Origin of the sequence: Paenarthrobacter sp. OM7 (genome assembly GCF_029873575.1) — a bacterium.
GTDB lineage: Bacteria > Actinomycetota > Actinomycetes > Actinomycetales > Micrococcaceae > Arthrobacter.
The window spans coordinates 2,068,579-2,095,209 of sequence record NZ_CP123579.1 but is presented as its reverse complement, the minus strand read 5'-3'; the positions used below and the strand labels follow the sequence as shown (position 1 = coordinate 2,095,209).

Below are 26,631 nucleotides of genomic sequence, written 5' to 3'. Positions count from 1 at the left end.
TGTCCCCAGTGGAGTTAGGGGAGCGGACTACCGCGAAGCCAGGTCATGGCCTCACTGTGGGAGGTGAAGAACCGGGTGGGACATGGGAGGGTCCGGCGTGCCATAGCGAAGTTTGCGATAACCCGATTTACGGGATTGGAACCTAGCAGGGCAATTCGCGACGCAGCACACTTCGTACTGAAAACGGACTTGGCTGGACGCGTTACGGCCCTGGTGTTCGTTATGTCGATCAGCATCGGGTACTCGGCACCGCCGGCTACTTCATTAACCATTGCCATCGCTGCATGGACATCGTCAGCTTCGAGAACAGTGGACGGCTTCCACACAAGGTGGAGAACTCCCTCCGAATCGAGTCCCAGCGTGCCCTTGCCGACGTCCACAGTGATTGGTTCCATAGCTCCCCCTCGTCAGTGAAGCCTAGAATAACCGCTTCCTCAAGCGCGCGGCACCCTAGACGCCGCACTATTGAGTGTTCTACTTCCTTTAGAAGTGGACATCCGGAATGGGACACTCCCCTGCCTGTGAATGTTGGCGATAAATGGCGGTTTTTTTGCGCCGCTCCGTGTCGCCTCGAATCACTCACCCAGGGCTAGTGCGGGGCCAGCAGGCAACCTCCTCCGGCGCCCGCTCGAACTCGCCTCGAAACCCCAGCGTTTCGAGACACTGAGCCTATGCGACATCCTTGGTGGGTTCAGAGAAGGAGTCGGAGACCGCGGGCGGGATCGCCTATCGGATCAGCTGGTCATTTGAAGGACCTGAACACGATCGAGTCGAAAACGGCGCGCGCCTCTCTTATCAGCTCCGGATTGATCGATTCGTCGATATAGCCCACCGCAACGACAGCCCGTCGGCCCTCCACGTCGACCACCCGGTAGGTCTCGTGTTCATTCTGAGTCGAGTACCAGTGTGTGCAGTGGTACATCATTTCTGAGTGGATGCAGAACTTGCCGCTGTCGCAGGCCGGGATGTCCACGTCGCCCTCGACGGAGTGGTCGAACTCGAAGCCGGGGTAATCGCCCACCATGATCTTGACAGGAGGAGTGCTTGCCGTTGATGACTGCGCCGCCATAGCCCTAGTGAAGGCCCAGTCCGCAGGACCGACATCGGCAAGGGCACCCCTCCAGTTGCATGCGTCCATCGACACATAGAACGCGGACCCAAGGGTCAGGTGGACGGCCCATTCAGCCGGGTGATCCGGGTCATCCTTGCCCAGGCTGTTGCCGTCGAGAGCAGACCAGCCGCCTGGAACGGTGATCTCGAAAGGCTCCTTGTAGCCGTCGACGGGGACTAGATATGTGCCGGCGTCGATATCGCCTCTCTTCGGCAGCGGCGGGACCGTGCGAGGGTCGCGACTCTCAGGCAGCGGTGGGACCGTGCGAGGGTCGCGACTCTCAGGCAGCGGTGGGACCGTGCGAGCCTCCGTCATCGGAGAACTGGCAGACGGCAGGGATGCGTCGTCGGACTCATACTCGCACCCGCCGAGACATCCAATCAGTGCGATAGTCAGCAAGGGCAAGAGATGGCGTGACCGCTGAGCGGCCTTTTCGATGGGTGTCATGGAAATCATTGATCCACCAGGCCACTACAAGCTACTGTGAGGCCCCGCAGCCGGGTGGCCTCGCAGGCGGTCCGAGATGGGATGCCGTCGCCTCAGTCTCCTCCGGTAGAGAACCCGTGACAATGAGAGTTGGATGGACATGAGTTTCGACTCATGCAACCCCCGCAATGACAGGAGCGCCCTGAAGCAGCGGCGAGGAAACGCCAATATTGCGGCAGCTCTCACCGCCCGAGTCTAACCAGCCAATGAGACCTGGCTGTAGCTCACTTCTCGTAAACCTTGGGATAAGAGGCGTCTCACTGATGTAGCTCTGCTCCCCTGCGCAGCTTGCCATTCTGAACCCCGGCGAGTCTTGCGACTAAGTGTTTCGAGATCGGTGATCATCGTTAGTTACAAGACAGGCACGTCACCCGATATTGGCGGTGCAGTCGGATGTGCCATTTCCTTGGAAGTGGGACCTCATTGACAGGCACACTCCCCCACCCCGGATTTGATTGTCAACCAAGAATTCTCTGCTACCGTTCGATGCCGCGCGGGTGCCCGTGAGGGGATCCTCAATCGGACGCGGAGACGCTCTTTAGCCACCGCTTACGGGACGGAGTGAGCTGCCTGGTACAGAAGAGTGTGGGGCGGTCGTCTGGTAGCGTCGGGCAACGAACAGTTGGGGGAATATTGGATACCGAATTTGCCAGGGTAAGACCCGATCGACCACGTCCAGCAGTGGTCCTGACTACGATCTTCTGCTTACTGGCAGTTCTGCCCGCGATTCTATCCGCTCTTGTCGCTGGGGCCACCATCACGTCTGTACTCACCGGGACCGGGGCAACGCCGAACCAGACGCTGCAAGTCAGCGCCGTTCTGGCAACCTTTTTGGCCGGCTTAGTGGCATTCGTGATGATGCGACGAAGCGTCACCGCCCTTAAAACGTGGTATGGGCGGGCTTGGCCATGATCCTCGTTGTAGCAGCATCCGTCCCTATAGTTTGGGTTGCCGTACAAGCCTTCGCCGAGGAGTGGTGCGAATATCAACCCGGTGGCAGGGGCGGCGCCGAAATTCGCTCGGTTGATGAAGTTTCGGTCTTGTGCCGTTAGGCCTTAGGAGAACCACGGCTCACTAGATCGCTTTCCTTCAGCCGCGATTTCTCTTCGCGCCCGATGGCGCGACTTCAGGCCAAACTCGGTTCGCCGTCCGGTAGAGGATCCCTCAGCGGACGCTGGACTCAAGATCCGATTGCAAGTTGGCCCCGCTGACGGATCGAGTTCCGAGCCATCCGTGAAGTATGAGCACAAGCGCGGCACCTGACAGCAACCCGTCAGCGATTCCGGCGGGCAGGAGGAAAATCATGAGAACAAGCGTGACTGCGCAGTTGACGAGTGAAAGTGCAAGGCCCCAAAGGCGGCCCCGCCAGAGGGCAATGCCCCCAGTCACCCGGAGAGCAGCGAAGACTCCACTCATCGTCATCATGAGATAGAGATTGTCCTGCAGGTATGGCAGGGCGAATATATGCGCGTTCCGGGTAATGACGTCCTGGGCGACACCTAGGGCCAAGAGCACCAAAAGTCCGACGAATACCAGGCCCTCCATCAGGACACCCTGTGCGATGAGCAACCCTGCCGCACCGCGGAGCTCTCTGGTCGACCGTGATGGCTTTTGCACTTCAGGAGTCTATCAGCGCCCTATTCGCGTACTTCCGAAGCGCCTTGCCCGCCCTGTACTGACGCCCGATTGGCGGTCCCCCACCGGCCACGTCTAACGTCCGCCAAAGGTACCCGCGGTTTCAGGCCTCCCGGATTCCTGTAAGACTCGCCCGCAAATGCCCGGTGAAGGTGCCTAAACGCTACACAGTTTCCTGTCCCATTTCCTTGGAAGTGGAACACGCAGTGTGATGGGAATTAAGTAGCAGATCGCTCTTGGTTTTGCGGTTTTAGTCTTCGTAATGCAGGGTCCTTCAGCGGCTCCGTCACCACTCCCTTCACACCTCTGGCATCCAAGGCGAGTCCGCTGGGAAATCATGCGGAGTGTACGTGCAGACCACATGAACTGGTGTGAACAAGCAGAGCTACGGACATCAACCACATAGCGAGCCTATAGACGGCGATCGACGCACTGACCGGCTCGCAACAGCGTTACGGTCAAAGTCCTCCGAACTGGAACGCCTTCATGCCATCTGGGACTGCCCGGGGCAGTCCCCTCGCATGGCCGACAACGCACGGTTGGACTAATCCTGAGCGCCCTTTTCTGGGTAGAACAAGCAGAACTCATCGTTCATTTTGATCACCAAAGACATGATGAGCTTCAGTGCCGTGAGGTAGGTCTGGAAGTGCTCGGCTTCACTGGCTGAAGACAGTTGCGAGCCATGCAAATACTTGTTCCGAAGCTCTGGTCCGTTGCTAAACTCAGCCTTGTTCAACAAGTAGTTGAAGTAGCTGGCCTCAGACTCCGTCAGTAACGTGGACCCCCGCGATACCCACCCTCGCGCTTCGATCGCATCGACATAGTCGCGGCCCTGCTGTGGGAGGCGATGATATGCGGCGCCCTGCGTGTCGTAAAGTCTGCGGAGTACCTCCACTTGCTGCTGCTCAACGAACTGCACGCGCGTGCCCGTGTTTTCCAGCACGCCCAAACGAATTAACTCGTCGACGGTTCGCTGCTGGTGAGCGGCAAAGTCGGCATACGAAATTCTGTTACGCAGGAGCAGCCGAACAGCGCTGGAATCGTGCAGTGTCTTGTTGATGTAGGTCAGGCCGGACTGGTCAGAGAAAAGCGTATGAAGTATTCCGGAAATCTCATCATGCTCTGTCGCATACACGTATTTGCCTTCAAGCAAACTAGGAATCTCACGGTAAGCTACTGGGTCTGACGTCAGTGCGAGCAGCTCTCTGTCAACTTCGCCGTCTTGGACGAAGAGTTTGAACTGGTTGACGATGCCTTCCATCTCCGCAAAGAGGTGACGGGCTTTCTCAAGGTATGAAGACCCTGCCGCTGATGGGGCAAAGGAGAAGTTTTCGACCCCGAATTCGCTTGGCAAGTACTCTGCAAAGAACCAAGCAATGACCTCCTCCAGCCCAATATCCTTGGACGCCAGGAAATCCTGATACAGACGGGTCTGTATCAGCGAGCTAACATCCTTAGCATTAAAGGCGGCACCGGTCAGGTAGTCCTTACGTCCGCTAGTCGTGATAAGCCTTTCAAAGACGCCAAGTTCAGATGTGTAGGAAGGAAGGGTTAGTAAGACCTGGTGATCAGCAAATTCAAACAAGTGCTGAAAATTATTCAAGATGCTGGCCATGTCAAGAGTTTCATCCAGCCAACTCCGACTATACGTGAACGTGGTCACCATGTCGTCCAGTTCCATATGAACTGGTTCTCGTTGAGAGTCAGACAGTCGTACTTCCGTGCCAGTTCTTATTCTTAATGCAGATTCTTCCTTGAAAAGTTCCTCAACCATTAGCGCCGCCCGCCGCTTCGCCTTGAGCTTTAGCTTTGCGTCGATGCCAGTATGGGGTTCGATGGGAGCCGTCTCGATCAACCGCACATAGTTCAAATTCGCACCGGCACTGTCTAGGTATCCCGACAGAAGATCCCGACTGTCAGAAGCACTGAACGACTTGGGGAGATGCACATCAGACGATGCATCCTTCAGCAGGTACTTCCGGACGAGATGTTCTGCGTTCTTAGGATCATCAAGCAGGGCTTCACGAATATGACTTTCATAGCTTGTAACCAGCTTCTTGTTACCCAGCATGGTAGCTAGATTGACCCCTGCCAGGGTCAGCGCGTTGATCATCAGTTCGGGATCACAACGGTCATAAGCCTTATTTCGTCCCAAGAGCTCAACTAGCTCAGTAGTGTAGAGAAAACCGACATCAGAAATTTGCGATGTCACAGTTGAGTCTTGAATTTGTGAGAAGAATCGGGAGACTGCCGCAAGAAGACTAGGACGAAGAGCCCGGACAGCCGCGTATTCTTCTGGGCTGAACGTCGCAGGCAGGAGGCCTGCGTCAATGTACAGATACACATTATAGAGTTCAATGGCGCTAACGGTCGTGAGTGGCCCATTACCAGAGCGAAACTTAGCGATTATCTCCTGGATACGGTCAAAATGCCACGCCGAAGCGAGGTCTGTCGGGCCATAGAACTTCACTAGATTTAGTTCTTCACTGTCCAAGATGTTCTAGGTTCCTTATGAGTTGGAAATAACTTGTGACCCTACTGGAGTGCAGATGTCTACATCGATATCTATCCGACCGGCACGAGCCGCTCTAACCTGTTAGCGGAACACGGCGAAGAACAGGAAGTCCAGGTATTCGCCGAACTGATTCTACTTCGTAGGTCATTTACGAACGACCTGAGACTCGGAACTGCACTAGAAGTTTGCCAAAAGCCTTTTGATATGTCAGTACAGCCGCGATTGCTCGTCCCCAGCATGATGGACGACGGGCGGGGCATCCTTCGGGCAAAACCAAGTGGTGGGAGTGCGGTAAGAACCAACGGCCTATCAACTCGCCCACGGACGAAGCCCGGGCTCACTCCGGCAGCAACTCGTACGTATGACGTCCAGTCGATAGCCCTCGGTACATGATTCAAACATAAGACCGTCATTGGGTTGCCACCTCTAATTCCATCACCAATAGACGTGGGCGAAGGCCACGGAGGAGCGGAGTTGCTTCACAATGCGCATGCACCTCCAGGTGAACTGGTTCGGTTCTGAGCTGTTCAGAAGCGCTGGCGCCCTACGTCATGTCTTCGCCGGAAAAGGTCACATGGAATACCAGAGCGCAATTTTCGACGAACGGACTGGTATGGACTTGGAATTCTTTGAACCCGCGGAAGCCCGCGGCCCTCATGCGCTGCAGTGAGGGATGGCTCCGGGACGGCGCCGCGGCAGGCCGCTTCCCCCATGCATGCTGGGCAAGGGAAAGATCGTCTTCACTTCAGAGCACATCGCCGAGATAGCAAGGCTGAGTGAGATCTTGCCTAGCTCCCACCCCATACCATCTACGCAAGTGGCCAGCGCGAGCAGCACCAGGCTCATCGGCACGCGTGCCCGCAATCGACTCGTCTCCTGACGGCCCAGAACCGCTTCAGCGCATAAACGCCGCGACCTGATGCTCGGTCGCATCCGCCCCAGCCTGCAGCGCCTCCGGCATCAGGTGCCCATACACGCCCTCTGTAGTCCTGGTCGACGCATGCCCCAACCGACGCGAGATCGTGAAGATAGGGACCCCGTCCTGAATCAGCCACGAGGCATGAGTGTGCCTTAGATCGTGAATACGTGGATTCTTACGCAACCCGCCTTCGTGGGCAGCCTTGACCGCCGGCATCCAGTAGTGGTGCCAGTAGAGCTTGTGAACAATTCGCTCACCTTTGGGTGTTGTGAAAAGCAGGTCACCACCAAGGCGTCCAGCGACCAAAGGAATCAAGAGGTCCACGAGAGCAGGGTTCAGCCCGATGGTCCTCTTGCGGGCACCTGTTTTCGTGGGCCCGATGTAGAACTGGTTCTTCCCGTCCCGCTTCCACGCCTTGTTGATCCGGGCTGTCGCCGGCTTCCCCAATAAGTCAATGTCAGCAACCGTCAGAGCCGTCGCCTCACCAAAGCGCGTTCCCGTCATCACAAGGAAGTTCGTGAAGTCCGTGTACCGCTCCCCCATCCCGTCCATGATCAACCCGAACTCAGCATGGGTGAGGAACATCATTTCGTCCTCGGCCTTCTCCACGCTCGGCAGCTGCACGCCCCGGCAAGGATTGCGCGTGATGTACCCCAGCATCTCCGCGGTGTTCATCGAAGCAGAGATCAGCCCATGGACGTTCTTGATTGTCTTAGGTGATCGTCCCTTGGCCATCATCGACTTCACCCAGTAGGCGATCAATCGGTAGTCAAGCTTGTCGACGGGGACGTGGCCAATGACCTTCTTCACATGGAGATCCAGCATCGTCTGATAGGTCTTCACCGTTCCACTCGAGGGCCGGATCAGGAGGTCGATATGCTCCTGAAAGACTTCGCCAACCGTGGGTATCTTCGCCCTGTCGTCTAACAGTGCCTGCTGTGCGATTTCGAAGGACTGACCGTTCGCATCGAGCAACCGCTTGAGCGTTTCAGCCTCATGCGCAGAGTCGACAGTGATGCCTTGCCGCTTCCGGATCTTGGGGTCGCGCCAGACCACCATGAAGGACGAAGAGCCGTCCTTTTTGACGCGTTTCCGGATACTAGCCACATAAAAATGCTAGTTCCGTGTCAACAGATTTGGGGGTTTTGTCAACAGTCAGGGGCCATATAGGCCCCTGACCTGCGACAACACAGTGCCCGAGGTGGGACTCGAACCCACACACCTTTCGATACTGCATTTTGAGTGCAGCGCGTCTGCCAATTCCGCCACTCGGGCGCGGATTACCGGGAAGTTAAATCTCGCTGACTGCTCACGTCTGTGAGCAACGCGATCCTTTCCCAGCACGCGAAATTACTATACATGCAGATAGGCTGATTCAAAGAACCGGGCGCGCTGATGCAACAAAAACCTGCCATCAAAGAGTCCACACTAAGATGGACATGAACCCGCCGAACCTTTTCAAGGAGATCCCGTGACCGAACAGACGGAGTCCACACCCACAGCCCAGCCGGCCCGACGCGTTGTCGTAGCCGAGGATGAGACCCTCATCCGCCTGGACATTATCGAAATTTTGAAGGGCGAGGGGTACGACGTCGTCGGCGAGGCAGACAACGGCGAGAAAGCTGTGCAGCTGGCCGAGGAACTGAAGCCTGACCTTGTCCTCATGGACGTGAAGATGCCCGTGATGGACGGCATTTCGGCGGCTGAGAAAATCGTCAAGGCACGCATCGCGCCTGTTGTCCTTCTGACTGCTTTCAGCCAGAAGGAACTGGTGGAGCGGGCACGCGACGCCGGTGCCATGGCTTACGTCGTCAAGCCGTTCTCCCCCGCGGACCTGATTCCGGCCATTGAGATCGCTCTCTCCCGCCACGAGGAAATCAAGGCGCTCGAGAACGAGGTTTCCGACCTCCAGGAACAGTTCGCCACGCGCAAGCTTGTAGAGCGCGCCAAGAGCCTCCTGACCACCAAGATGGGCCTGACGGAGCCGGAAGCCTTCCGCTGGATCCAGAAGACCTCCATGGACCGTCGCCTCAGCATGCGTGAGGTTGCCGAGACCATCATCAACCAGGTCAACTAACGCAAGAACCACAACAACGACGGCGGCCGCTTACCTCCTGCGAGGTGGGCGGCCGCCGTCGTACTCACCACCAACAAACAAAAATGCGGGCCCCGCCATAAGGCGGGGCCCGCATTCAACAACCGAAGAACTAGCTCTTGGTCTTGGACTTCTTTTCAGGCCACGGGCCAACAGGTTCCTTGCGTGAACCGTCGTCAACCTTGGAGGTATCGGCGAGGTCACCCACCTTGTGGACCTTCAGTGAGTTCGTGGAACCGGCCTGTCCTGGAGGGGAACCGGCGGCGATGACAACCAGGTCGCCTTCGTCCACGAGATCCATTTCCAGCAGGCTCTTGTCCACTTGTGCGGTCATCTCGTCGGTGTGGCCCACGGAGGGGACCAGTACCGGCTGGATGCCCCAGGTGAGGGCAAGCTGGTTCCAGACGTGCTCCACCGGTGTGAACGCGAAGACCGGCTTGACGGGGCGGAGGCGCGAAAGGCGGCGTGCCGAGTCACCGGACTGGGTGAAAGTACAGATGTACTTTGCGTCCAGCTGGTCGGCGATTTCGACGGCGGCACGGGTGATGGCGCCACCGCGGGTCTTGGGCTTGGTACCCAGCGGGGGGACGCGCTCGAGGCCGTGAACTTCGGTGGACTCGATGATCCGGGCCATGACCTTGACGGTTTCGATGGGGTACTGGCCCACAGAGGTTTCGCCGGAGAGCATGACTGCATCGGCGCCGTCGAGAACTGCGTTGGCGCAGTCTGAAGCCTCGGCACGCGTCGGACGCGGGTTGTCGATCATGGATTCCAGGACCTGGGTGGCCACGATGACCGGCTTGGCCCAGCGACGCGCCAGTTCAATGGCACGCTTCTGGACAATCGGCACCTCTTCGAGCGGCAGCTCGACACCGAGATCGCCACGGGCAACCATGATGGCGTCGAAGGCGTCGATGATTTCGTGGAGCTGCTCCACTGCCTGCGGCTTTTCGATCTTGGCGATCACCGGAACACGGCGGCCTTCTTCGTCCATGATCTCGTGGACGCGCTTGATGTCTGAGGCATCACGCACGAACGAGAGGGCGATGAGGTCGGCGCCGCGCTTGAGGGCCCAACGGAGGTCGTCCTCGTCCTTTTCGCTCAAGGCGGGGACGTTGACGGCAACACCGGGCAGGTTGATGCCCTTGTTGTTGGAAACCTTGCCGCCAACAGTAACGGTGGCGACTACTTTGACGTCGTCAACCTCGATGGCACGCATGGCCACCTTGCCGTCGTCGATCAGCAAGGCATCGCCCACGTTGACGTCTTCAGTGAGGCTCTTGAGCGTGGTGGAGCAGATGTCCTTGGTGCCGGGTACGTCTTCGGTGGTGATGGTGAAGGTGTCGCCGACGGCCAGCTCGTGGGGTCCGTCAACAAAACGGCCAAGACGGATCTTGGGTCCCTGGAGGTCAGCCATGATCGCAACAGGCTTGCCCAGCTGCGCCGCAGCCTTGCGGACGTTTTCGTAGGTGATGTCATGCACGGAGTAGTCGCCGTGGCTCATGTTCATGCGAGCAACGTCGACGCCGGCCTCCAGCACCGCGAGGGTGTTGTCGAAGCTGGAGATAGCCGGGCCGAAAGTTGCCACAATTTTCGCGCGTCTCATATACCTACCCTAAGTAGTTCATGCTGATTGAGTAAAAGAAACGTTCCTGCCGGCGCTATAAGACCGCTATTGCCCGGTCGGTGGGGGCGACCGGTGCCGGGAGAATGGTGCTTCCCATCAGGAACTTGTCCACTGCGGCCGCACATGCACGGCCTTCCGCAATGGCCCACACAATCAGTGACTGGCCACGTCCGGCATCGCCGGCAACAAACACGCCCTCGGTGTTCGTCATGTAGTAGCCGTCGCGGGCAACGTTGCCCCGACCGTCGAACTCTGCGCTGACCTGCTCCGTGATTCCTGCCGGCTCGGCGCCGGTAAAGCCAAGGCTCAGGAAGACCAGGTCAGCTGGGATGATCCGTTCTGTACCGGCCTTGGGCAGGCGTTTGCCGTCCACGAACTCGGTTTCAGCAACTTTGACGCCGGTGAGTTTGCCGTTTTCTCCAACGAACTCAACGGTGGACGCAAGGTAGGTACGCTCGCCGCCTTCTTCGTGGGCGCTTGCGACCTCGAAGAGGGTGGGGAACGTCGGCCACGGCTGGTGTCCTGCACGTTCCGACGGCGGCTGCTTGCCGATCGCGAGCGTGGTCACCGAAGCAGCCTGATGGCGGTGGGCGGTGCCGATGCAGTCAGCACCGGTATCGCCACCACCGAGGATGACAACGTGCTTGCCGCGGGCATCAATGTGGTTTTCGGGGTTCTCCCCTGCCACCATACGGTTCGAAGGAACCAGGTAATCCATGGCGAAGTGGACGCCCTCAAGGTCGCGGCCCGGGATGGGCAGGTCACGCGGCACGGTAGCACCGGTGGCGACTACGACGGCATCGTAACGGCGACGCAGCTGCTCCCAGGTCACGTCTGTACCGACGGCGACTCCGGTCCGGAAGCGGGTGCCTTCGGCCTTCATCTGCTCCAGGCGGCGGTCAACCTGTTCCTTCTCCATTTTGAAGTCGGGGATGCCGTAGCGGAGCAGTCCGCCAATCTTGTCGTCGCGTTCGTAGACGGCCACGGTGTGGCCAACACGGGTCAGCTGCTGTGCCACGGCCAGGCCTGCCGGTCCGGATCCCACCACGGCCACTGTCTTGCCGGTGAGGCGCGTCGGCGGCAGCGGCTGGACCCAGTCGTTGTCGAAGGCCTGGTCGATGATCGAAACCTCGACCTGCTTGATGGTCACTGCAGGCTGGTTGATACCCAGCACGCAGGACGCTTCGCAAGGTGCAGGGCACAGACGGCCCGTAAATTCCGGGAAGTTATTCGTGGCATGAAGTCGCTCAATCGCTTCTTCACCCTTATCCCGCCACACGAGGTCGTTCCACTCAGGAATCAGGTTGCCCAGCGGGCAACCCTGGTGGCAAAACGGAACGCCACAGTCCATGCAGCGGCCGGCCTGGCTCTTCAGGACACCCTTTTCCTGTGCTTCGTACACCTCTTTCCAGTCCATGATGCGGACGGGAACAGGACGGCGTGGCTGCGTTTCGCGCTGCCGGACTTTCAGAAATCCGCGTGGATCAGCCACCGGTTACCTCCAGGATTCGAGACCATACTTCTTCGCCATCGGGGTCCAAACCCTCTTCAATGGCGTCGAGACGGGTTTGCAGGACTGCTGCGTAGTCGCGGGGCAGTACTTTGGTGATGCGGGCGGCGGTGTCGTCGAAGTTTTCGAGCAGACGGCCGGCCAGGACGGATTCGGTTTCCTCAAGGTGCTTGGTGAGGAGGCCGTGAACGATGTCGCGGTCCTCGGCATCGAGCTCCAGGAGCTGGAGTTCGCCGGTGTCGAGGGCCATCTTGTTGACACGCTCGGGCTGCAGGTCCAGCACATAGGCGGTACCACCGGACATGCCGGCACCGAAGTTGCGGCCGGTGCGCCCGATGATCAAGGTCTGGCCACCGGTCATGTATTCGCACCCGTGATCGCCAATACCTTCGACGACGGCGGTCGCACCGGAGTTGCGGACCAGGAAGCGTTCGCCAACCTGGCCACGCAGGAACATCTCGCCGCTGGTGGCACCGTAGCCGATGACGTTGCCTGCAATGACATTGCGCTCTGCCTGGAACACGTTGGTGCGGTCCGGGCGGACGATGATGCGGCCGCCGGAGAGACCCTTGCCGACGTAGTCGTTGGAATCGCCGAACATCCGCAGCGTAATGCCCGCGGGCAGGAACGCTCCGAGCGACTGGCCTGCGGTGCCGTTGAGCGTGACGTCGATGGTGTCGGTCGCCAGGACATCGATGCCGAAGGTTTTGGTCACCACGTGGCCCAGCATCGTACCCACGGACCGGTCTGTGTTAATGACGTCGAGGGTGATCTTGACGGGCATGCGGTCGCTGAGTGCTTCCTGGGCCATGGTGATGAGCCGCTGGTCAAAGTGCTTGTCCAGCTCGTGGTTCTGGCCGGTCATGTTGCGCAGCGGCACGTCGTCGTCGAACTCCAGCCCGTGCAGGATGGGATCGAGGTCCAGCCCTTCGGCCTTCCAGTGGTTGATCGCTTCGCGGGTGTCCAGCACCTCGGCGTGACCGATGGCTTCTTCCAGGCTGCGGAAACCGAGCTCTGCAAGGATTTCGCGGACTTCTTCTGCGAGGAACTCGAAGAAGTTGACCACGAACTCGGGCTTGCCGTTGAAGCGGGAGCGGAGCTCGGGGTTCTGGGTGGCAACACCAACGGGACAGGTGTCCAGGTGGCAGACGCGCATCATGATGCAGCCTGAAACCACCAGCGGAGCAGTCGCGAAACCGTATTCCTCGCCACCCAGCAGGGCAGCAATAACAACGTCGCGGCCGGTCTTGAGCTGGCCATCCACCTGAACCACCACGCGGTCGCGGAGACCGTTGAGCATGAGGGTCTGCTGGGTCTCGGCCAGGCCGAGTTCCCACGGCACGCCCGCGTGCTTGAGCGAGTTCAGCGGCGAGGCGCCGGTACCGCCGTCGTGACCTGAAACAAGTACGACGTCGGCCTTCGCCTTGGTGACGCCGGACGCCACCGTGCCGATCCCGACTTCCGAAACCAGCTTCACGTGGACACGGGCCGAAGGGTTGGCGCGCTTGGCATCGTAGATGAGCTGTGCGAGGTCTTCGATCGAGTAGATGTCGTGGTGCGGGGGCGGGGAAATGAGTCCAACGCCGGGAGTCGAGTGACGCGTCCGGGCTACCCAGGGGTAGACCTTCTGGGCCATCAGCTGGCCACCTTCGCCGGGCTTGGCACCCTGGGCCATCTTGATCTGGATGTCGTCGGCGTTGGTCAAGTACAGGCTGGTGACGCCGAAGCGGCCGGAAGCGATCTGCTTGATGGCAGAGCGGCGCTCCGGATCCAGCAGGCGGTCAACGTCCTCGCCACCTTCACCCGTGTTGGATTTGGCGCCCAAACGGTTCATGGCAATGGCCAGGGTCTCGTGCGCTTCCTTGGAAATGGAGCCGTAGCTCATGGCACCGGTAGAGAACCGCTTGACGATGCTGGAGACCGGTTCCACTTCCTCGAGCGGAACCGCAGGGCGTACACCGTCCTTGAACTTCAGGAGCCCACGCAGGGTCATCAGGTTCTCGGACTGGTCGTCGATGCCCTTGGTGTAGGCCTTGAAAATGTCGTACCGGCGTTCGCGGGTAGCGTGCTGCAGGCGGAACACAGTCTCAGGGTTGAAGAGGTGCGGTTCACCGTCGCGGCGCCACTGGTACTCGCCACCGCCAAGAAGCGGCTGGTGCGGGTGCTCGATGCCACCTTCGGGGTAGGCCATCTGGTGGCGCGCCGAAACTTCGGCAGCGATGACGTCCAAGCCGACGCCCCCCAGCTGGGAATGCGTGCCGGAGAAGAATTCGTCCACGAGCTCCTGGGACAGGCCCAGCGCTTCAAAGGTCTGGGCGCCCGTGTAGGAAGCCACGGTGGAAATACCCATCTTGGACATGATCTTCAGGACACCCTTGCCGAGACCCTTGATCAGGTTGTAGACGCCGTCTTCAGCGGTGACGCCTGTGACGTCACCGTTGGAGATCAGCTGTTCCACCGATTCCATGGCCAGGTATGGGTTGACTGCGGATGCGCCGTAGCCAATGAGCACGGCGACGTGGTGCGTCTCGCGGACATCGCCGGCCTCAACCACCAACGCGGTCTTGGTGCGGTTGGCGCTGCGGAGCAGGTGGTGGTGAACGGCGCTGACCAGCAGGAGCGAGGGAATCGGCGCCCACTGTGCGTTTGAGTCACGGTCGGACAGCACCACGTACTGCACACCGCGGTTGATCGCGCCGGAAACCTGTTCGCAGATTTCGGTCAGGCGTGCACGAAGTGCCGCTTCCCCACCCTCCGGGCGGTAAAGGCCGCGGACCTTCATGGCGATGCGGTCGCCGTCGGGCGTCTCGATGTTCGCGATCTTGGCGAGCTGGTCGTTGTTGATGACCGGGAACGGCAGGGAGATCTGCGGCTGGCGGACCTGCTTGCCGTCCAGGAGGTTGCCGTTGGGGCCGATGGCACACTTCAGTGAAGTGACCAGTTCCTCGCGGATGGCGTCCAGCGGCGGGTTGGTGACCTGGGCGAAGGACTGCACAAAGTAGTCGAACAGCAGGCGTGGGCGCTTGGAAAGCACGGCAACAGGAGTATCCGAACCCATGGCACCCAGGGGCTCGGCACCCGTGCGGGCCATCGGGCCGAGCAGGATCTTGAGCTCTTCGGTGGTGTACCCGAACGTGCGCTGGCGGATGTTGACCGACGCCGCGGTGTGGACCACGTGCTCGCGCTCAGGGAGCTCGTTGATGTCGATCAGGTTGTCCTTGAGCCATTCAGCCCACGGATTGGCAGCAGCAACCTCGGCCTTGACCTCGGCGTCGTCAATGATGCGTCCGGCTTCGGTGTCCACCAGGAACATCTTGCCGGGGGCGACGCGGCCCTTCTTGACCACGTTGGAAGGCTCTACCTCGATCACCCCAACTTCGGAGGCAAAGATGATGAGGCCGTCTTCGGTGATCCAGTAGCGTCCCGGGCGCAGGCCGTTGCGGTCCAGGGTTGCACCAACGAGGTTGCCGTCAGTAAAGGAAACAGCGGCCGGACCGTCCCACGGCTCCATGAGCAGTGAGTGGTACTCATAGAAAGCACGGCGGGCGGGATCCATGGTGGCGTGGTTCTCCCACGCTTCCGGGATCATCATCATGATGGAGTGCGTGATGGGGCGGCCGGACAGCCACAGGAGCTCGGCAACCTCGTCGAAGGAAGCGGAATCCGAGGCACCGGGGGTGCAGATCGGGTACAGCTCTTCGGGAACGGAACCCAGCAGCGGGCTGGCCAGCTGCGACTGACGCGCACGCATCCAGTTGCGGTTGCCCTTGACCGTGTTGATTTCACCGTTGTGCGCGATGGTGCGGAAAGGCTGCGCCAAAGGCCATGACGGGAACGTGTTGGTAGAGAAGCGCGAGTGGACAATGGCGAGCTTCGTCTTGAAGCGCTTATCCGAAAGGTCCGGGTAGAACGGCTCCAACTGGGCTGTGGTCAGCATGCCCTTGTAAACGACGGTGCGCGAGGACAGCGACGGGAAGTACACGCCGAACTTGTTCTGGGCACGCTTGCGGATGCGCCAAGCGCGGGAGTCCAGCTCATTGTGCTCAAGCTGCTCACCGGTGGCTGAGGCAAAGAACGGCTGCGAGAAGTACGGCATACAGGCCCGTGCCATGGCGCCGACCAGATCAGCGACCACTGGAACTTCACGCCAGCCGAGGACCGTCAGGCCTTCGTCGGCTGCAAGCGCTTCAATGCCGGCCTTCGCGGTTTCTGCTTCGCGGGACTCGGCGGGGAGGAAAGCTGTGCCCACCACGTACTGGCCAGGGGCGGGCAGTTCGAATTCGGTGACGGCCCGGAAGAACTCGTCCGGTACCTGCATAAGCAGGCCCGCACCGTCGCCGGTACCTTCGTCGGCGCCCACGGCGCCGCGGTGTTCGAGATTGCGGAGGGCGGTCAGAGCCGCTTCCACGATGTCGTATCCCGGTTCCCCGCGGAGCGTGGCAATAATAGCCAGGCCGCAGGCGTCCTTCTCCGTATCAGGGTTGTAAAGACCCTGGGCCTCCGGGAGCGCGGCAAAGCGCTTGAATGGAGACATGGCACCCTGAGGTTCGATATTTTCGGACCAACCGGGGTTATGAAGATGGGTCATGGGAGACGTCCTTCCTCGAGATCGTGCGTATGGAAGGGACAACGTTGGCCCCACCTTGCCTGCCCTGTGACGGGCACAACAAAGCGCTAGTAATTGGAATTGTAGGCCAGCCGATCCAGCGCAACGAACAGTTACGCAGACCTCTGGCCCCGGCTTGACCAGTGAACATCGGTATGCTGCGGTCCGGTTTCCGGGGTGCCACGACGCTGTGGACTGGGCCCTACGAGCGGTGACTCTGTTGCCCCTTGACCGAACGTGACTACTTGGTGTCGTCAGCCTTCGGCGTGGATCCGGGGGCCTTCCTTGCGGCAGTTGCAGCAGATGTGGATTCCGGGGCGGACGTGGTGTCCTTTTCCGGCTTCCCTGCTGTTTTCTGCGGCTCGTCAACGTGGCCCGAATCGCTTTGGTTATCAGGGAGATTACCACGCGAACCAGTATCTGAGACAGATGCGTCCACATCATGACTGGTGACGCTCGTCACCGGAATGGGCTCTTTTCCGGCCTTCTCTTCAGGCTCGCGCCCCGCCAAGTAAGGAGTGTCGGGCACAGGCCGTCCCCGGCGGCCGAGGATGAAGAAGATGGCCAGCGCAGCAATGAAGACAAAGATGCTGGTCCACACATTGAGCCTGGTGGTAATGCCAAACAGATTGATCTGTTCAGCATCATCGATGCGCAACGCCTCGATCCACACCCGGCCCAGGGTGTAGTACACCGCGTAGAGCCAGAAGAGCCGGCCCCACCGGAAGTTGAACTTCTTGTCCAGCAGCAGAAGGATGGCCACGCCCAGCAGGTTCCACAGCATCTCGTAGAGGAACGTGGGGTGGAACAGCGTGCCTGCCGCCATATCCGGCGGGAAGTTCGCGTTGGCTGGATCAATCTCCAGTCCCCAAGGCAAGGTGGTCGGCGCACCGAAGAGTTCCTGGTTGAACCAGTTCCCCAAACGGCCGATCGCCTGGGCCAGCAGGAGTCCCGGCGCAGCTGCGTCCAGGAAAGCCGTCAGTTTGACGCCTGCCCGGCGGCAACCAATCCACGCGCCCACGGCACCCAGGATGACGGCACCCCAAATGCCGAGTCCGCCTCGCTGAATCTGCGGAATCAGGGACAGGTCCCCGGAACCGTCAAAGCCCGGACCGAAGTAAGCGTCAGGCGAGGAGAACACATGGTAGAGCCGGCCGCCGATGATGCCGAAAGGAATTGCCCAGATGGCAATGTCCCACAGGCTGCCTTCAGGAGCGCCACGGCGCTTCCATCGGGCCGACGTCAGCCACAGGCCAACGATGATGCCCGCCAGGATGCAGAGGGCGTAAGCGTGGATACGCAGCGTCCCCCACGGTAGCGGAATGTCGAAACCGGACCACGATGGGCTCGGGATACTCATGGGGACCATTGCCGCTGCGTGGAGGACGGTCTGCATTCGCTTCGCTGTTTCCTTTTCTAGGCTTCTGCAGCTGCGCGGCCCAAGCCGGCGCTGAGGTTCTTGGTGAGTTGCCCGACAGCGTCCACGCCGCCATCGCGGAGAGCCGCCACCAGGGCGGTTCCAACGATCACGCCGTCAGCATAGCCGGCAATTTCACGGACGTGGTCCGGGTTGGACACGCCCAAACCGACGCACACGCGCCCGGCTCCGGCAGCGTGGGCACGGGCCACCACGTCCTCAGCACTGCTGCTGACAGAGGTGCGCGTTCCGGTGACGCCCATGATTGAGACAGCGTAGACGAATCCACGGCTTGCTTTGACGGTCATATCAAGTCGCTCCGGGGTGGACGAAGGTGCCACGAGGAACACCCGGTCCAAGCCGTACTTATCCGAGGCCTCGAACCACTCATGAGCCTCGTCAGGGACCAAGTCGGGGGTGATGAGCCCTGCTCCCCCGGCTTCGGCCAGGCGCCGGGAGAATTCATCGACACCCATGCGCATGACCGGGTTCCAGTAGGTCATGACCAGCACGGCCGCATCCGTAGCGGCGGTGATGCCGGCAACAACGTCGAAAACGTTGCTGACACGGAATCCGTTGGCAATCGCCTCGGTGGTTGCAGCCTGGATGACCGGGCCGTCCATCACAGGATCGGAGTACGGGATGCCGATCTCGATGAGGTCAGCGCCATTGCGGGCCAAGGCGATGCCCGCCTCGATGCTTTCCTGGACGGTGGGGTACCCCGCGGGGAGGTAGCCCACCAGGGCGGCACGGCCTTCTGCCTTGGCACGATCGATGGCGGCAGCGGATTTGCTGGCGAATTCTTCAGTCATCAGTTCTGGTCCTCGTTGACATCCCCGGCATCGGACGTGCGCTCGGTGGGGCCCTTGGGCTTACGGGTAGATAACGTAGTGCCCTTGACGTGGCCTTCTTCATCCAACATGTTGAACCAGGCCGCGGCCGTCTCCACGTCCTTGTCTCCACGACCGGACAGGTTCACGATCACCGTGACGTCGGAAGGGTTCTCCTTGCCTTCGGTCAACCGATGGCCGATCTTGATGGCGCCGGCCAAGGCGTGCGAGGACTCGATGGCGGGAATGATGCCCTCGGTCCGGCACAGGAGGCTGAAGGCATCCATCGCTTCGGTATCCGTGACCGCCTCATACGTGACGCGCCCAATGTCGGCCAGGTATGAGTGCTCCGGACCCACGCTGGGGTAGTCCAGACCCGCAGAGATGGAGTGGGACTCGATGGTCTGGCCGTCTTCGTCCTGCATGAGGTAGGAACGGGCGCCGTGCAGGACACCGGGACGGCCCAGGGAGATCGCAGCCGCGTGGCGACCGGTCTCGACACCTTCTCCGCCTGCTTCAAAGCCATAGATCTTGACGGATGCGTCGTCAAGGAAAGCGTGGAACAGGCCGATCGCGTTGGACCCACCACCGATACATGCGGCAATGGCATCGGGGAGCTTGCCTGTTTGCTCCAGGATCTGGCTGCGGGCTTCCTCGCCAATGACTTCATGGAAATAGCGGACCATGGCAGGGAATGGATGTGCCCCGGCCGCAGTACCCAGAAGGTAGTGGGTGTGTTCGACGTTCGAGACCCAGTCGCGCAGGGCGTCGTTGATGGCGTCCTTGAGTGTCTGGGAGCCGTTGGTCACGGGTACCACGGTGGCACCGAGCAGCTGCATGCGGGCAACGTTCAGGGCCTGGCGCCGGCAATCCTCGGCACCCATGTAGACCACACATTCCAGGCCAAGCAAAGCTGCCGCCGTGGCACTGGCCACGCCGTGCTGTCCGGCGCCGGTTTCCGCGATCACCCGTGTCTTGCCCATGCGCTTGGCGAGGAGGGCCTGGCCCAGGACGTTGTTGATCTTGTGGGACCCGGTGTGGTTCAGGTCTTCGCGCTTGAGGAAGATGCGTGCTCCGCCGGCGTGCTCGGAGAAGCGTTTGGCTTCGGTGAGGAGGGAAGGCCGGCCGGAGTAGTTTTTGTTGAGGTCCTTGAGCTGAGCGATGAACTCGGGGTCAGCTTTGGCTTTCTCGAAGGTGTCCTGGACTTCGTCGAGGGCGGCGATGAGGGACTCGGGCATCCAGCGTCCGCCGTAGTTGCCGAAATAGGGCCCGGAGGCGTTGCGCAGCGAAGGGCCACCTTGCAGGAATGCGTCAGCCGCATTCTCTTCTGAGCCGGCTGTTGGCGCGTTGACCATCAGTCTCACCGTCCTGTTCCAGTTAGTTCATTGGGTAGTTCCACGTGCCGCAAGGCAGCCGCAGGCTCAAGCCCGGGCTGCCTTGCGACAGTTCGCCGTGATTCAGTGACTGCCTCAGTTCCTGACGGCGATGGCGGCAGCTCCAGCTGCCTTGAATTCAGTGATGCGTTCGCGCGGCGTGGAGTCGCTGACAAGCGCCTCCCCCACCAGGATGGCGTTGGCGCCGCCCGCGGCGTAATGCGAGACGTCGTCCACGCCCCGCACACCCGACTCGGCGACGATGACGGCCTCGGCAGGAATCAATCCAGCCAGGGAACCGAAAACCGAGCGGTCGACGTCGAGGGTCTTGAGGTTGCGGACATTGATGCCGATGATCTTGGCCTGGGCCGCGACGGCGCGCTCGATCTCTTCCTCGGTGTGGGTTTCCACCAGCACGTTCATGCCGAGCTCGTGGCTGAGCGCGCTGAACTCCGCCAATTCCGAGTCCGACAGTGCCGCGACAATAAGCAGGATGAGGTCGGCGCCGTGGGCACGGGCTTCCCAGATCTGGTACTCGTCCACCGTGAAGTCCTTGCGCAGCAAGGGAATATCGACGGCGGCGCGGACGGCATCGAGGTCGGCCAGCGAGCCGCCGAAACGGCGCTGTTCGGTCAGGACGCTGATGACGGAAGCCCCGCCGTCGGCATACTGGACCGCAAGGGAAGCGGGATCCGCGATGGGCGCGAGGTCGCCCTTGGACGGGCTGCGACGCTTGATTTCTGCGATGACCTTGAGGTCGTTGCGGACGGATGAGGGACCACCCAGGGCGGCCCATGCATCGTGTGCCGGGGCGGCACCTCCGGCGCGTTCCTTCAGCTCCGCAAGGGAAACGAGACGGCTGCGTGTCTCCATCTCCTCCTTGACGCCAACAATGATGTCATCAAGAACGGTCACGATTAGTGGCCGTTGTTCTGCAGCTTGCTGCCGCCCACTCCGTAGCCCGCCTTGCGCATGACGAAGCCCACGATCAGGCCGATGACCATGACAACCAGTCCGCCAATGAAGATCGGGGTACTGGCAATGACGAACGCGATGGAGGAAATCAGGGCACCGACCAGCATCACAAGTACGCAGGTCCAGGCAGCCGGGCTGTTTCCGTGGCCAATGGCGTCAGCGTGGCTGGCCATGGTGGATTCAGCTTGGTTTGCGGACACTGTTGTTTTGCTCATGTGAAATCTCCTCAGGATGAATACTGCTTACATTCTGCCATTTATTGGCGGCGCCCGGGACATCGTCCGACGTCACGACAGGCGTGTGGGCTTTTGTTGCGCCACACCTGCCCGGAAGCCCACTGCAGCTGCCTACGTAGGGTCCTCACCACGCGACAGGCTGTCCCAGCTGTCAATCTCGTCCACCGGTTCGTTGCTGCTCTTCCGGCCCCGTGCGCCGGCGTCGTACTTGGTCCGGGAGGTCCAATGACGTCCGGCCAGCGGCAAGGCAACAGCGCAAAGGGCCAGCAGGGCACCCGCCACAATGGCTGCCACCGGGAACGCCGTGGACGCAGCGTCAGCCTGTCCGCCGGACACGCCTGTTGCTGCAGCAATGGCACCTTGGGCGGCACCCAACGGGTCAAGCAGGACAGTGATTGCGGCAAGAATGATCCCGGCCGCCGACAGGACGATGAGGACCGCGATGATCCAGCGCGCGATTTTTCCGGCAATGGACGCCGCCAGTCCGCCGGCCAAGGCGACCACCGCAAGGGCAGTAACTGCCGTGGCTGCCTTGCTGCCTTGGACGTGGAGGTCGCTGTTGGACGCTCCGGTGGGATCCAGGCTGACCTCGATCCAGGTCTGCGTGGTGGCACCGAATACCGCCAGGGCAAGGATGGTGGTGGCGAGAACCACACTGGATCTACGTGCCCAGCGCGGCGGCTGCCTGACGGGAGATGCTGAGGGTGCGGTGCTCATGACGCGGAAGTCCCGTCGTCGTGGATGTCTGCAGTCCCTACCGTTTCAGCGGAAATGTTCTGCAGCGATCCCGCGGTGTGAACGGCCCGAAGGGGCGCAGCCGCTTTGTTCACCGTCTCCAGCGCTTCGGATGGCTTGTGCGAATCGGCCACAATTCCACCGCCGGCCTGGACATAGGCGCGGCCTTCACGGAGCAGGGCTGACCGGATGGCAATCGCCATGTCCATGTCACCGGCGAAGTCCAGGTAACCCACCACGCCGCCGTAGATGCCACGCCGGTGGGGTTCCAGTTCGTCCAGCAGTCGCAGCGCGCGGGGCTTGGGAGCGCCGGACAGCGTGCCCGCCGGGAACGTCGCTTTGAGGACGTCGTAGGCCTTGGCCTGGGGAGCGAGCTCCCCCACCACGGTGGACACCAGGTGCATGATGTGGCTGAACCGCTCCACTTCCATGAACTGCGTGACGTCCACCGTTCCTGCCACACAGACCTTTGACAGATCGTTGCGCGACAGGTCCACCAACATCAGGTGCTCGGCCCGCTCCTTCTGGTCGGCCAGCAGTTCTGTCGCCAGTGCTTTGTCCGCCTCAACGGTCTTCCCACGGGGGCGCGAACCGGCGATGGGGTGGGTGATGACTTCCTCGCCGGTCACAGTCACAAGCGCTTCCGGTGACGAGCCCACAATCGAGTACCCGCGGCCGTCCGCATCCTCCAGGCTGAAGAGATACATGTACGGGCTCGGGTTGGTATTGCGCAGGACGCGGTAAACATCCAGGGGATCCGCAGCGCATTCCATCTCGAAGCGCCGGGAAATCACCACTTGGAAAACCTCGCCGTCAACAATGGCTTCCTTGCCGCGGTCGATCGCCTCAAGGTACTTGGCTTCATCCCACCGCTCCTGGACGCTGGAAGCAAAGTCCAGGGCAGCGGTTTCCAGCACAGAGACCGGCTGGGCCACGGGGGTGCTGATCTGGTCCAGCAAACCCTTCACCCGGGCGACGGCGTCGTGCCAGGCGTCGTCCACGCGCTCGGAGCTGTCGTCGAAGTTGATGGCGTTGGCAATCAGGAGGACGGTGCCGTCCACATTGTCATGAACAGCCATGTCGGTGACCAGGTTGAGGGCCATCTCAGGCAGGTGCAGGTCGTCTTCGGGCGGAGACGTCAGCCGCTCCCAGTGACGGACGGCTTCCCACCCGAGGAAGCCCACCAAACCGGACGTGAACGGCGGCAACCCATCAAAGCGGTCTGTTTGGAGTGCCTCGATGGTGTCCCGCACCGCGTCAACAGGGTTACCCGAGACGGGAACCCCCACGGGCGGTTCACCAATCCAGTGGGCCTGTCCGTCTTTGGTGGTCAGCGTGGCACGGGACTTGGATCCGATGAAGGAGTAACGCGACCACGCGCCGCCAACTGCCGCGGACTCCAAGAGGAATGTTCCGGGTTGGCCCTTGGCCAGCTTTCGGTACAAGCCGATAGGAGTCTCGGCGTCTGCCAGGACCTTGAGTCGGACAGGGATGACACGGCTGTGGACGGCGAGTTCGCGGAACTCTTCCAGGCCCGGGCTGATGATTCCAAGGTCCTGCATGGCTATGTTCTCCGCCTTTTGTCTGAGGTGGTGCGTCAGTGGAAAGTAGTGGGTGCCTTAGTCGCGGTGGCCCGTAACAACTGTGAAGTCGCGACCATCGAAGCAGGTCCGGGTACCGGTGTGGCAGGCTGCGCCGATCTGGTCCACGCGGATCAGGAGGGCATCGCCGTCGCAGTCAAGGGCGACAGACTTCACGAACTGTACGTGTCCGGAGGTGTCGCCCTTGCGCCAGTACTCCTGGCGGGAGCGCGAGTAGAACGTCACACGTCCCGTGGTCATGGTGCGGTGGAGAGCCTCGTCATCCATCCAACCAAGCATGAGGACCTCGTTGGTGTCATGCTGCTGCACGATAGCGGCAACGAGTCCGGATGAATCACGCTTGAGGGCGCTGGCGATCTCCTGCGGCAAGGGGCCTGCGGGGTCGCTGGAGGGCTCCACGGCGGGAGAGTGGCTGGGGGCGGACTGCTCTGACATCAGATCAAGTCTAGTGCCTTTGGCGGGAGCCGGATTCTGCGGCGGTTCCACTGCGCATGAGGGCTCCGATCGTGCTAGTTTCACAAGTGATGCATTTCGTCGATCCTTCCCGAGAAGTACTGGCCGAAACCCTGCTGGCGGCCGGACCTGACTCCCCCACGCTCTGCGAAGGGTGGCAGACGCGGGATCTTGCTGCTCATTTGTATCTGCGCGAACGGAAGATTGCAGTGGGTTTGGGCCTTCTGATTCCCAGCCTGGGCAAGGCCTCGGAAAAGGCCACTTCCAAACTTGCAGCCAAGCTCAAGAGCCCTGACGCCTACGCGGACCTCATCAAAACTTTCCGCGCCGGCCCACCGGCCCTCTCCCCCTTGAAGATCAAAGCCCTGGATGAGACGTCCAACCTCATTGAGTATTTCGTTCACACTGAGGACGTCCGCCGCGCGGGCGACCGTTGGGCCCCCCGCGCACTCGACGAAGCATATTCGGATGCCCTGTGGGACGACCTCATCAAGCGGGCTGCCTTCCTGTACCGCGGCGTAGACCTCGGCATCGTCCTGGTACGTCCCACCGGGCCGCGGCATGTCGCCAAGCGCGCCCCCGTTTCCGTCGCCATTGTTGGCGAACCGGGCGAATTGCTCATGCATGCGCACGGCCGCACCAGCCAGGCTTTGGTCACCTTCGAAGGCCAGCCGGACGCCGTCGCGTTGTTGCAGTCCGCCGATATCGGCCTCTAAACAAACCAAGGGAGGGTCACTGCGTGGTGACCCTCCCTTGCTTTTAATCATTGCCGATCAACGGACTTCGAAGCCGGCCTCCCGGATGGCGGCCTTGACCTGGGCGATCATGTCGTCCGGACCAAAGTGGAACACCGAAGCGGCCAGTACGGCATCAGCTCCTGCTTCTACGGCGGGCGGGAAGTGGGCCGGTTCCCCGGCGCCGCCCGAGGCAATGATCGGAATGTTCACTGCAGCGCGGACCAAGCGGATCAATTCAAGGTCGAAGCCGTCCTTCGTACCGTCGGCGTCGATCGAGTTGAGCAGGATTTCGCCCACGCCCCGGTCCGCTGCTTCCTTGGCCCAGGCGATGGCGTCGATTCCGGTTCCGGTGCGGCCGCCATGCGTGGTCACTTCAAAACCGGACGACGTCGGGACGTCACCTTCGCGGGTACGGCGCGCATCCACGGAGAGCACCAGGACCTGCGAGCCGAAGTGACGGGTGATTTCGTCAATGACCTCCGGACGGGCAACAGCGGCGGTATTGATGGACGCCTTGTCCGCACCGAAGCGCAGGAGCTTGTCCACCTCTGCCACGCCACGGACACCACCACCCACGGTGAGGGGAATGAAGACTTCCTCAGCCGTGCGGCGAACGACGTCGAACGTGGTTTCGCGGTTGCCGGATGAGGCAGTGACGTCCAGGAACGTCAGTTCATCGGCCCCGCCATTGTCGTAACGGTGCGCAAGTTCCACCGGATCACCGGCGTCGCGGAGGCCTTCAAAGTTGACGCCTTTGACGACGCGGCCTGCGTCGACATCAAGGCAGGGTATGACGCGGACGGCTACAGCCATGTGCTGCTCCTCAGTTCTGCTGGGCTCTACTCGATCACTGCGTGGGTTAGATGCGGCAGGCGTGGATGCTGCTGACCAGGATGGCGCGCGCACCGAGGTCGTAGAGCTCGTCCATGATGCGGTTGGTTTCTTTTTTGGGAACCATTGACCGCACGGCAACCCATTCCGAATCACGCAGGGGCGACACGGTGGGCGATTCAAGGCCGGGAGTCAGCGCAGCGGCGTCTTCCACCAGGTCCTTGCGGATGTCGTAGTCCATCAGCACGTACTGGCGGGCCACCAGGACGCCCTGGAGCCGGCGGATGAGGATCTCGATTTCCTTGGCTGTACCGTTGGCTGCTCCACCTGAACCGGAGCGGCGGATGAGCACGGCCTCGGACTTCAGGATGGGATCGCCAAAGATCTCCATGCCGGCAGCCTTGAGGGTGTTTCCGGTTTCGACGACGTCGGCAATGGCGTCCGCCACGCCGAGGCGTACGGAGGACTCCACAGCACCATCGAGGCGGACCACTGTGGCGTTCACGCCGCGCCCGGCGAGATAGTCGCGCAGGAGGCCGTCATAGCTGGTGGCCAGGCGCTTCCCTTCAAGCTGTTCGACGCCGGCGAAGTCACCTACAGGACCGGCAAACCGGAAGGTTGACGGCGCAAAGCCCAGGGGAAGAATTTCCTCGGCTTCGACCTTCGCATCGAGCAGGAGGTCCCTGCCGGTGATGCCGACATCCAGCGTTCCCTGGCCCACGTAAACAGCGATGTCACGGGGACGGAGGAAGAAGAACTCAATGTCGTTGTCGGGGTCCACCATGACCAGCTCGCGGGTATCGCGGCGTTGGCGGTAACCGGCCTCGGACAACATGGCCGAGGCGGCTTCGGACAGGGATCCCTTATTGGGGACTGCTACACGGAGCATGGGGAGACTTTCTTGTTGGAAGGGAGTTTTCAGGCACCTTGGCCACGCAG

20 protein-coding genes and 1 tRNA gene are annotated in these 26,631 nt (G+C 61.0%); 2 read left to right on the top strand and 19 right to left on the bottom strand.

Annotation, left to right across the window (positions count from 1 at the left end; translation table 11 throughout):
• Positions 1-14 precede the first annotated feature (14 nt).
• From QEH68_RS09640 to QEH68_RS09615, 6 genes are all read right to left on the bottom strand, one after another.
• Positions 15-395, bottom strand: a complete 381-nt coding sequence (locus tag QEH68_RS09640) for an STAS/SEC14 domain-containing protein (protein ID WP_280627790.1) — start codon at positions 393-395, stop codon at positions 15-17.
• 347 nt (positions 396-742) lie between these two features.
• Positions 743-1,558: a hypothetical protein gene (locus tag QEH68_RS09635; RefSeq protein WP_280627789.1), complete on the bottom strand. Its 816-nt coding sequence runs from the start codon at positions 1,556-1,558 to the stop codon at positions 743-745.
• 1,203 nt (positions 1,559-2,761) lie between these two features.
• Positions 2,762-3,214 carry a hypothetical protein gene (locus tag QEH68_RS09630; RefSeq protein ID WP_280627788.1) on the bottom strand — a complete coding sequence of 151 codons (453 nt, stop codon included), beginning with the start codon at positions 3,212-3,214 and terminating at the stop codon, positions 2,762-2,764.
• Between the two features lie 562 nt (positions 3,215-3,776).
• Positions 3,777-5,726: a hypothetical protein gene (locus tag QEH68_RS09625; RefSeq protein WP_280627787.1), complete on the bottom strand. Its 1,950-nt coding sequence runs from the start codon at positions 5,724-5,726 to the stop codon at positions 3,777-3,779.
• Between the two features lie 916 nt (positions 5,727-6,642).
• Positions 6,643-7,725: a site-specific integrase gene (locus QEH68_RS09620; RefSeq protein WP_280627786.1), complete on the bottom strand. Its 1,083-nt coding sequence runs from the start codon at positions 7,723-7,725 to the stop codon at positions 6,643-6,645.
• 134 nt (positions 7,726-7,859) lie between these two features.
• Positions 7,860-7,941: transfer RNA gene (locus tag QEH68_RS09615), tRNA-Leu, on the bottom strand.
• 196 nt (positions 7,942-8,137) lie between these two features.
• On the opposite strand from QEH68_RS09615, the gene QEH68_RS09610 reads away from it, so the two are divergent.
• Positions 8,138-8,743 (top strand): response regulator, encoded by a 606-nt coding sequence (locus tag QEH68_RS09610; protein WP_026540371.1) that lies wholly within the window; start codon positions 8,138-8,140, stop codon positions 8,741-8,743.
• Between the two features lie 130 nt (positions 8,744-8,873).
• Here the strand turns inward: QEH68_RS09610 and pyk are convergent, their stop codons facing one another.
• The 11 genes from pyk to hisI all read right to left on the bottom strand — a co-directional run bounded on the left by pyk (position 8,874) and on the right by hisI (position 24,106).
• A complete protein-coding gene (pyk, locus tag QEH68_RS09605; protein ID WP_089594632.1) occupies positions 8,874-10,367 on the bottom strand; it encodes a pyruvate kinase in 1,494 nt (497 codons plus the stop codon).
• 55 nt (positions 10,368-10,422) lie between these two features.
• On the bottom strand, positions 10,423-11,880 hold the full coding sequence (locus tag QEH68_RS09600; RefSeq protein WP_207597218.1) for a glutamate synthase subunit beta: 1,458 nt from the start codon (positions 11,878-11,880) through the stop codon (positions 10,423-10,425).
• The gene (gene gltB, locus QEH68_RS09595; RefSeq protein ID WP_280627785.1) at positions 11,873-16,486 is read right to left on the bottom strand and encodes a glutamate synthase large subunit; all 4,614 of its coding nucleotides are present in this window, start codon (positions 16,484-16,486) and stop codon (positions 11,873-11,875) included. The genes QEH68_RS09600 and gltB overlap by 8 nt, the downstream gene beginning before the upstream one ends.
• 259 nt (positions 16,487-16,745) lie before the next feature.
• A complete protein-coding gene (gene lgt / locus QEH68_RS09590; RefSeq protein WP_280627784.1) occupies positions 16,746-17,900 on the bottom strand; it encodes a prolipoprotein diacylglyceryl transferase in 1,155 nt (384 codons plus the stop codon).
• A 20-nt stretch (positions 17,901-17,920) separates the two neighbouring features.
• On the bottom strand, positions 17,921-18,733 hold the full coding sequence (gene trpA, locus QEH68_RS09585) for a tryptophan synthase subunit alpha (protein WP_207597215.1): 813 nt from the start codon (positions 18,731-18,733) through the stop codon (positions 17,921-17,923).
• On the bottom strand, positions 18,733-20,106 hold the full coding sequence (trpB, locus tag QEH68_RS09580; RefSeq protein WP_207597214.1) for a tryptophan synthase subunit beta: 1,374 nt from the start codon (positions 20,104-20,106) through the stop codon (positions 18,733-18,735). The genes trpA and trpB overlap by 1 nt, the downstream gene beginning before the upstream one ends.
• A gap of 114 nt (positions 20,107-20,220) precedes the next feature.
• Positions 20,221-21,039: an indole-3-glycerol phosphate synthase TrpC gene (gene trpC / locus QEH68_RS09575; RefSeq protein ID WP_280627783.1), complete on the bottom strand. Its 819-nt coding sequence runs from the start codon at positions 21,037-21,039 to the stop codon at positions 20,221-20,223.
• 2 nt (positions 21,040-21,041) lie between these two features.
• Positions 21,042-21,314 (bottom strand): HGxxPAAW family protein, encoded by a 273-nt coding sequence (locus QEH68_RS09570; RefSeq protein ID WP_207597212.1) that lies wholly within the window; start codon positions 21,312-21,314, stop codon positions 21,042-21,044.
• A gap of 132 nt (positions 21,315-21,446) precedes the next feature.
• Positions 21,447-22,052, bottom strand: coding sequence for a Trp biosynthesis-associated membrane protein (locus tag QEH68_RS09565; RefSeq protein ID WP_280627782.1), 606 nt, complete (start codon positions 22,050-22,052; stop codon positions 21,447-21,449).
• Positions 22,049-23,632 carry an anthranilate synthase component I gene (locus tag QEH68_RS09560; RefSeq protein ID WP_280627781.1) on the bottom strand — a complete coding sequence of 528 codons (1,584 nt, stop codon included), beginning with the start codon at positions 23,630-23,632 and terminating at the stop codon, positions 22,049-22,051. The genes QEH68_RS09565 and QEH68_RS09560 overlap by 4 nt, the downstream gene beginning before the upstream one ends.
• 57 nt (positions 23,633-23,689) lie before the next feature.
• Entirely contained in the window at positions 23,690-24,106 is a 417-nt protein-coding gene (gene hisI / locus QEH68_RS09555) for a phosphoribosyl-AMP cyclohydrolase (RefSeq protein ID WP_207597209.1), read from the bottom strand.
• 89 nt (positions 24,107-24,195) lie between these two features.
• Between hisI and QEH68_RS09550 the strand changes: the two genes are divergently transcribed.
• The gene (locus tag QEH68_RS09550; RefSeq protein ID WP_207597537.1) at positions 24,196-24,840 is read left to right on the top strand and encodes a TIGR03085 family metal-binding protein; all 645 of its coding nucleotides are present in this window, start codon (positions 24,196-24,198) and stop codon (positions 24,838-24,840) included.
• Positions 24,841-24,897: 57 nt separating this feature from the next.
• Here QEH68_RS09550 and hisF read toward each other — a convergent pair whose 3' ends face one another.
• Entirely contained in the window at positions 24,898-25,674 is a 777-nt protein-coding gene (gene hisF, locus QEH68_RS09545) for an imidazole glycerol phosphate synthase subunit HisF (RefSeq protein WP_089594622.1), read from the bottom strand.
• Positions 25,675-25,720: 46 nt separating this feature from the next.
• Positions 25,721-26,581, bottom strand: coding sequence for an ATP phosphoribosyltransferase (gene hisG / locus QEH68_RS09540; protein WP_207597208.1), 861 nt, complete (start codon positions 26,579-26,581; stop codon positions 25,721-25,723).
• Between the last annotated feature and the right edge of the window lie 50 nt (positions 26,582-26,631).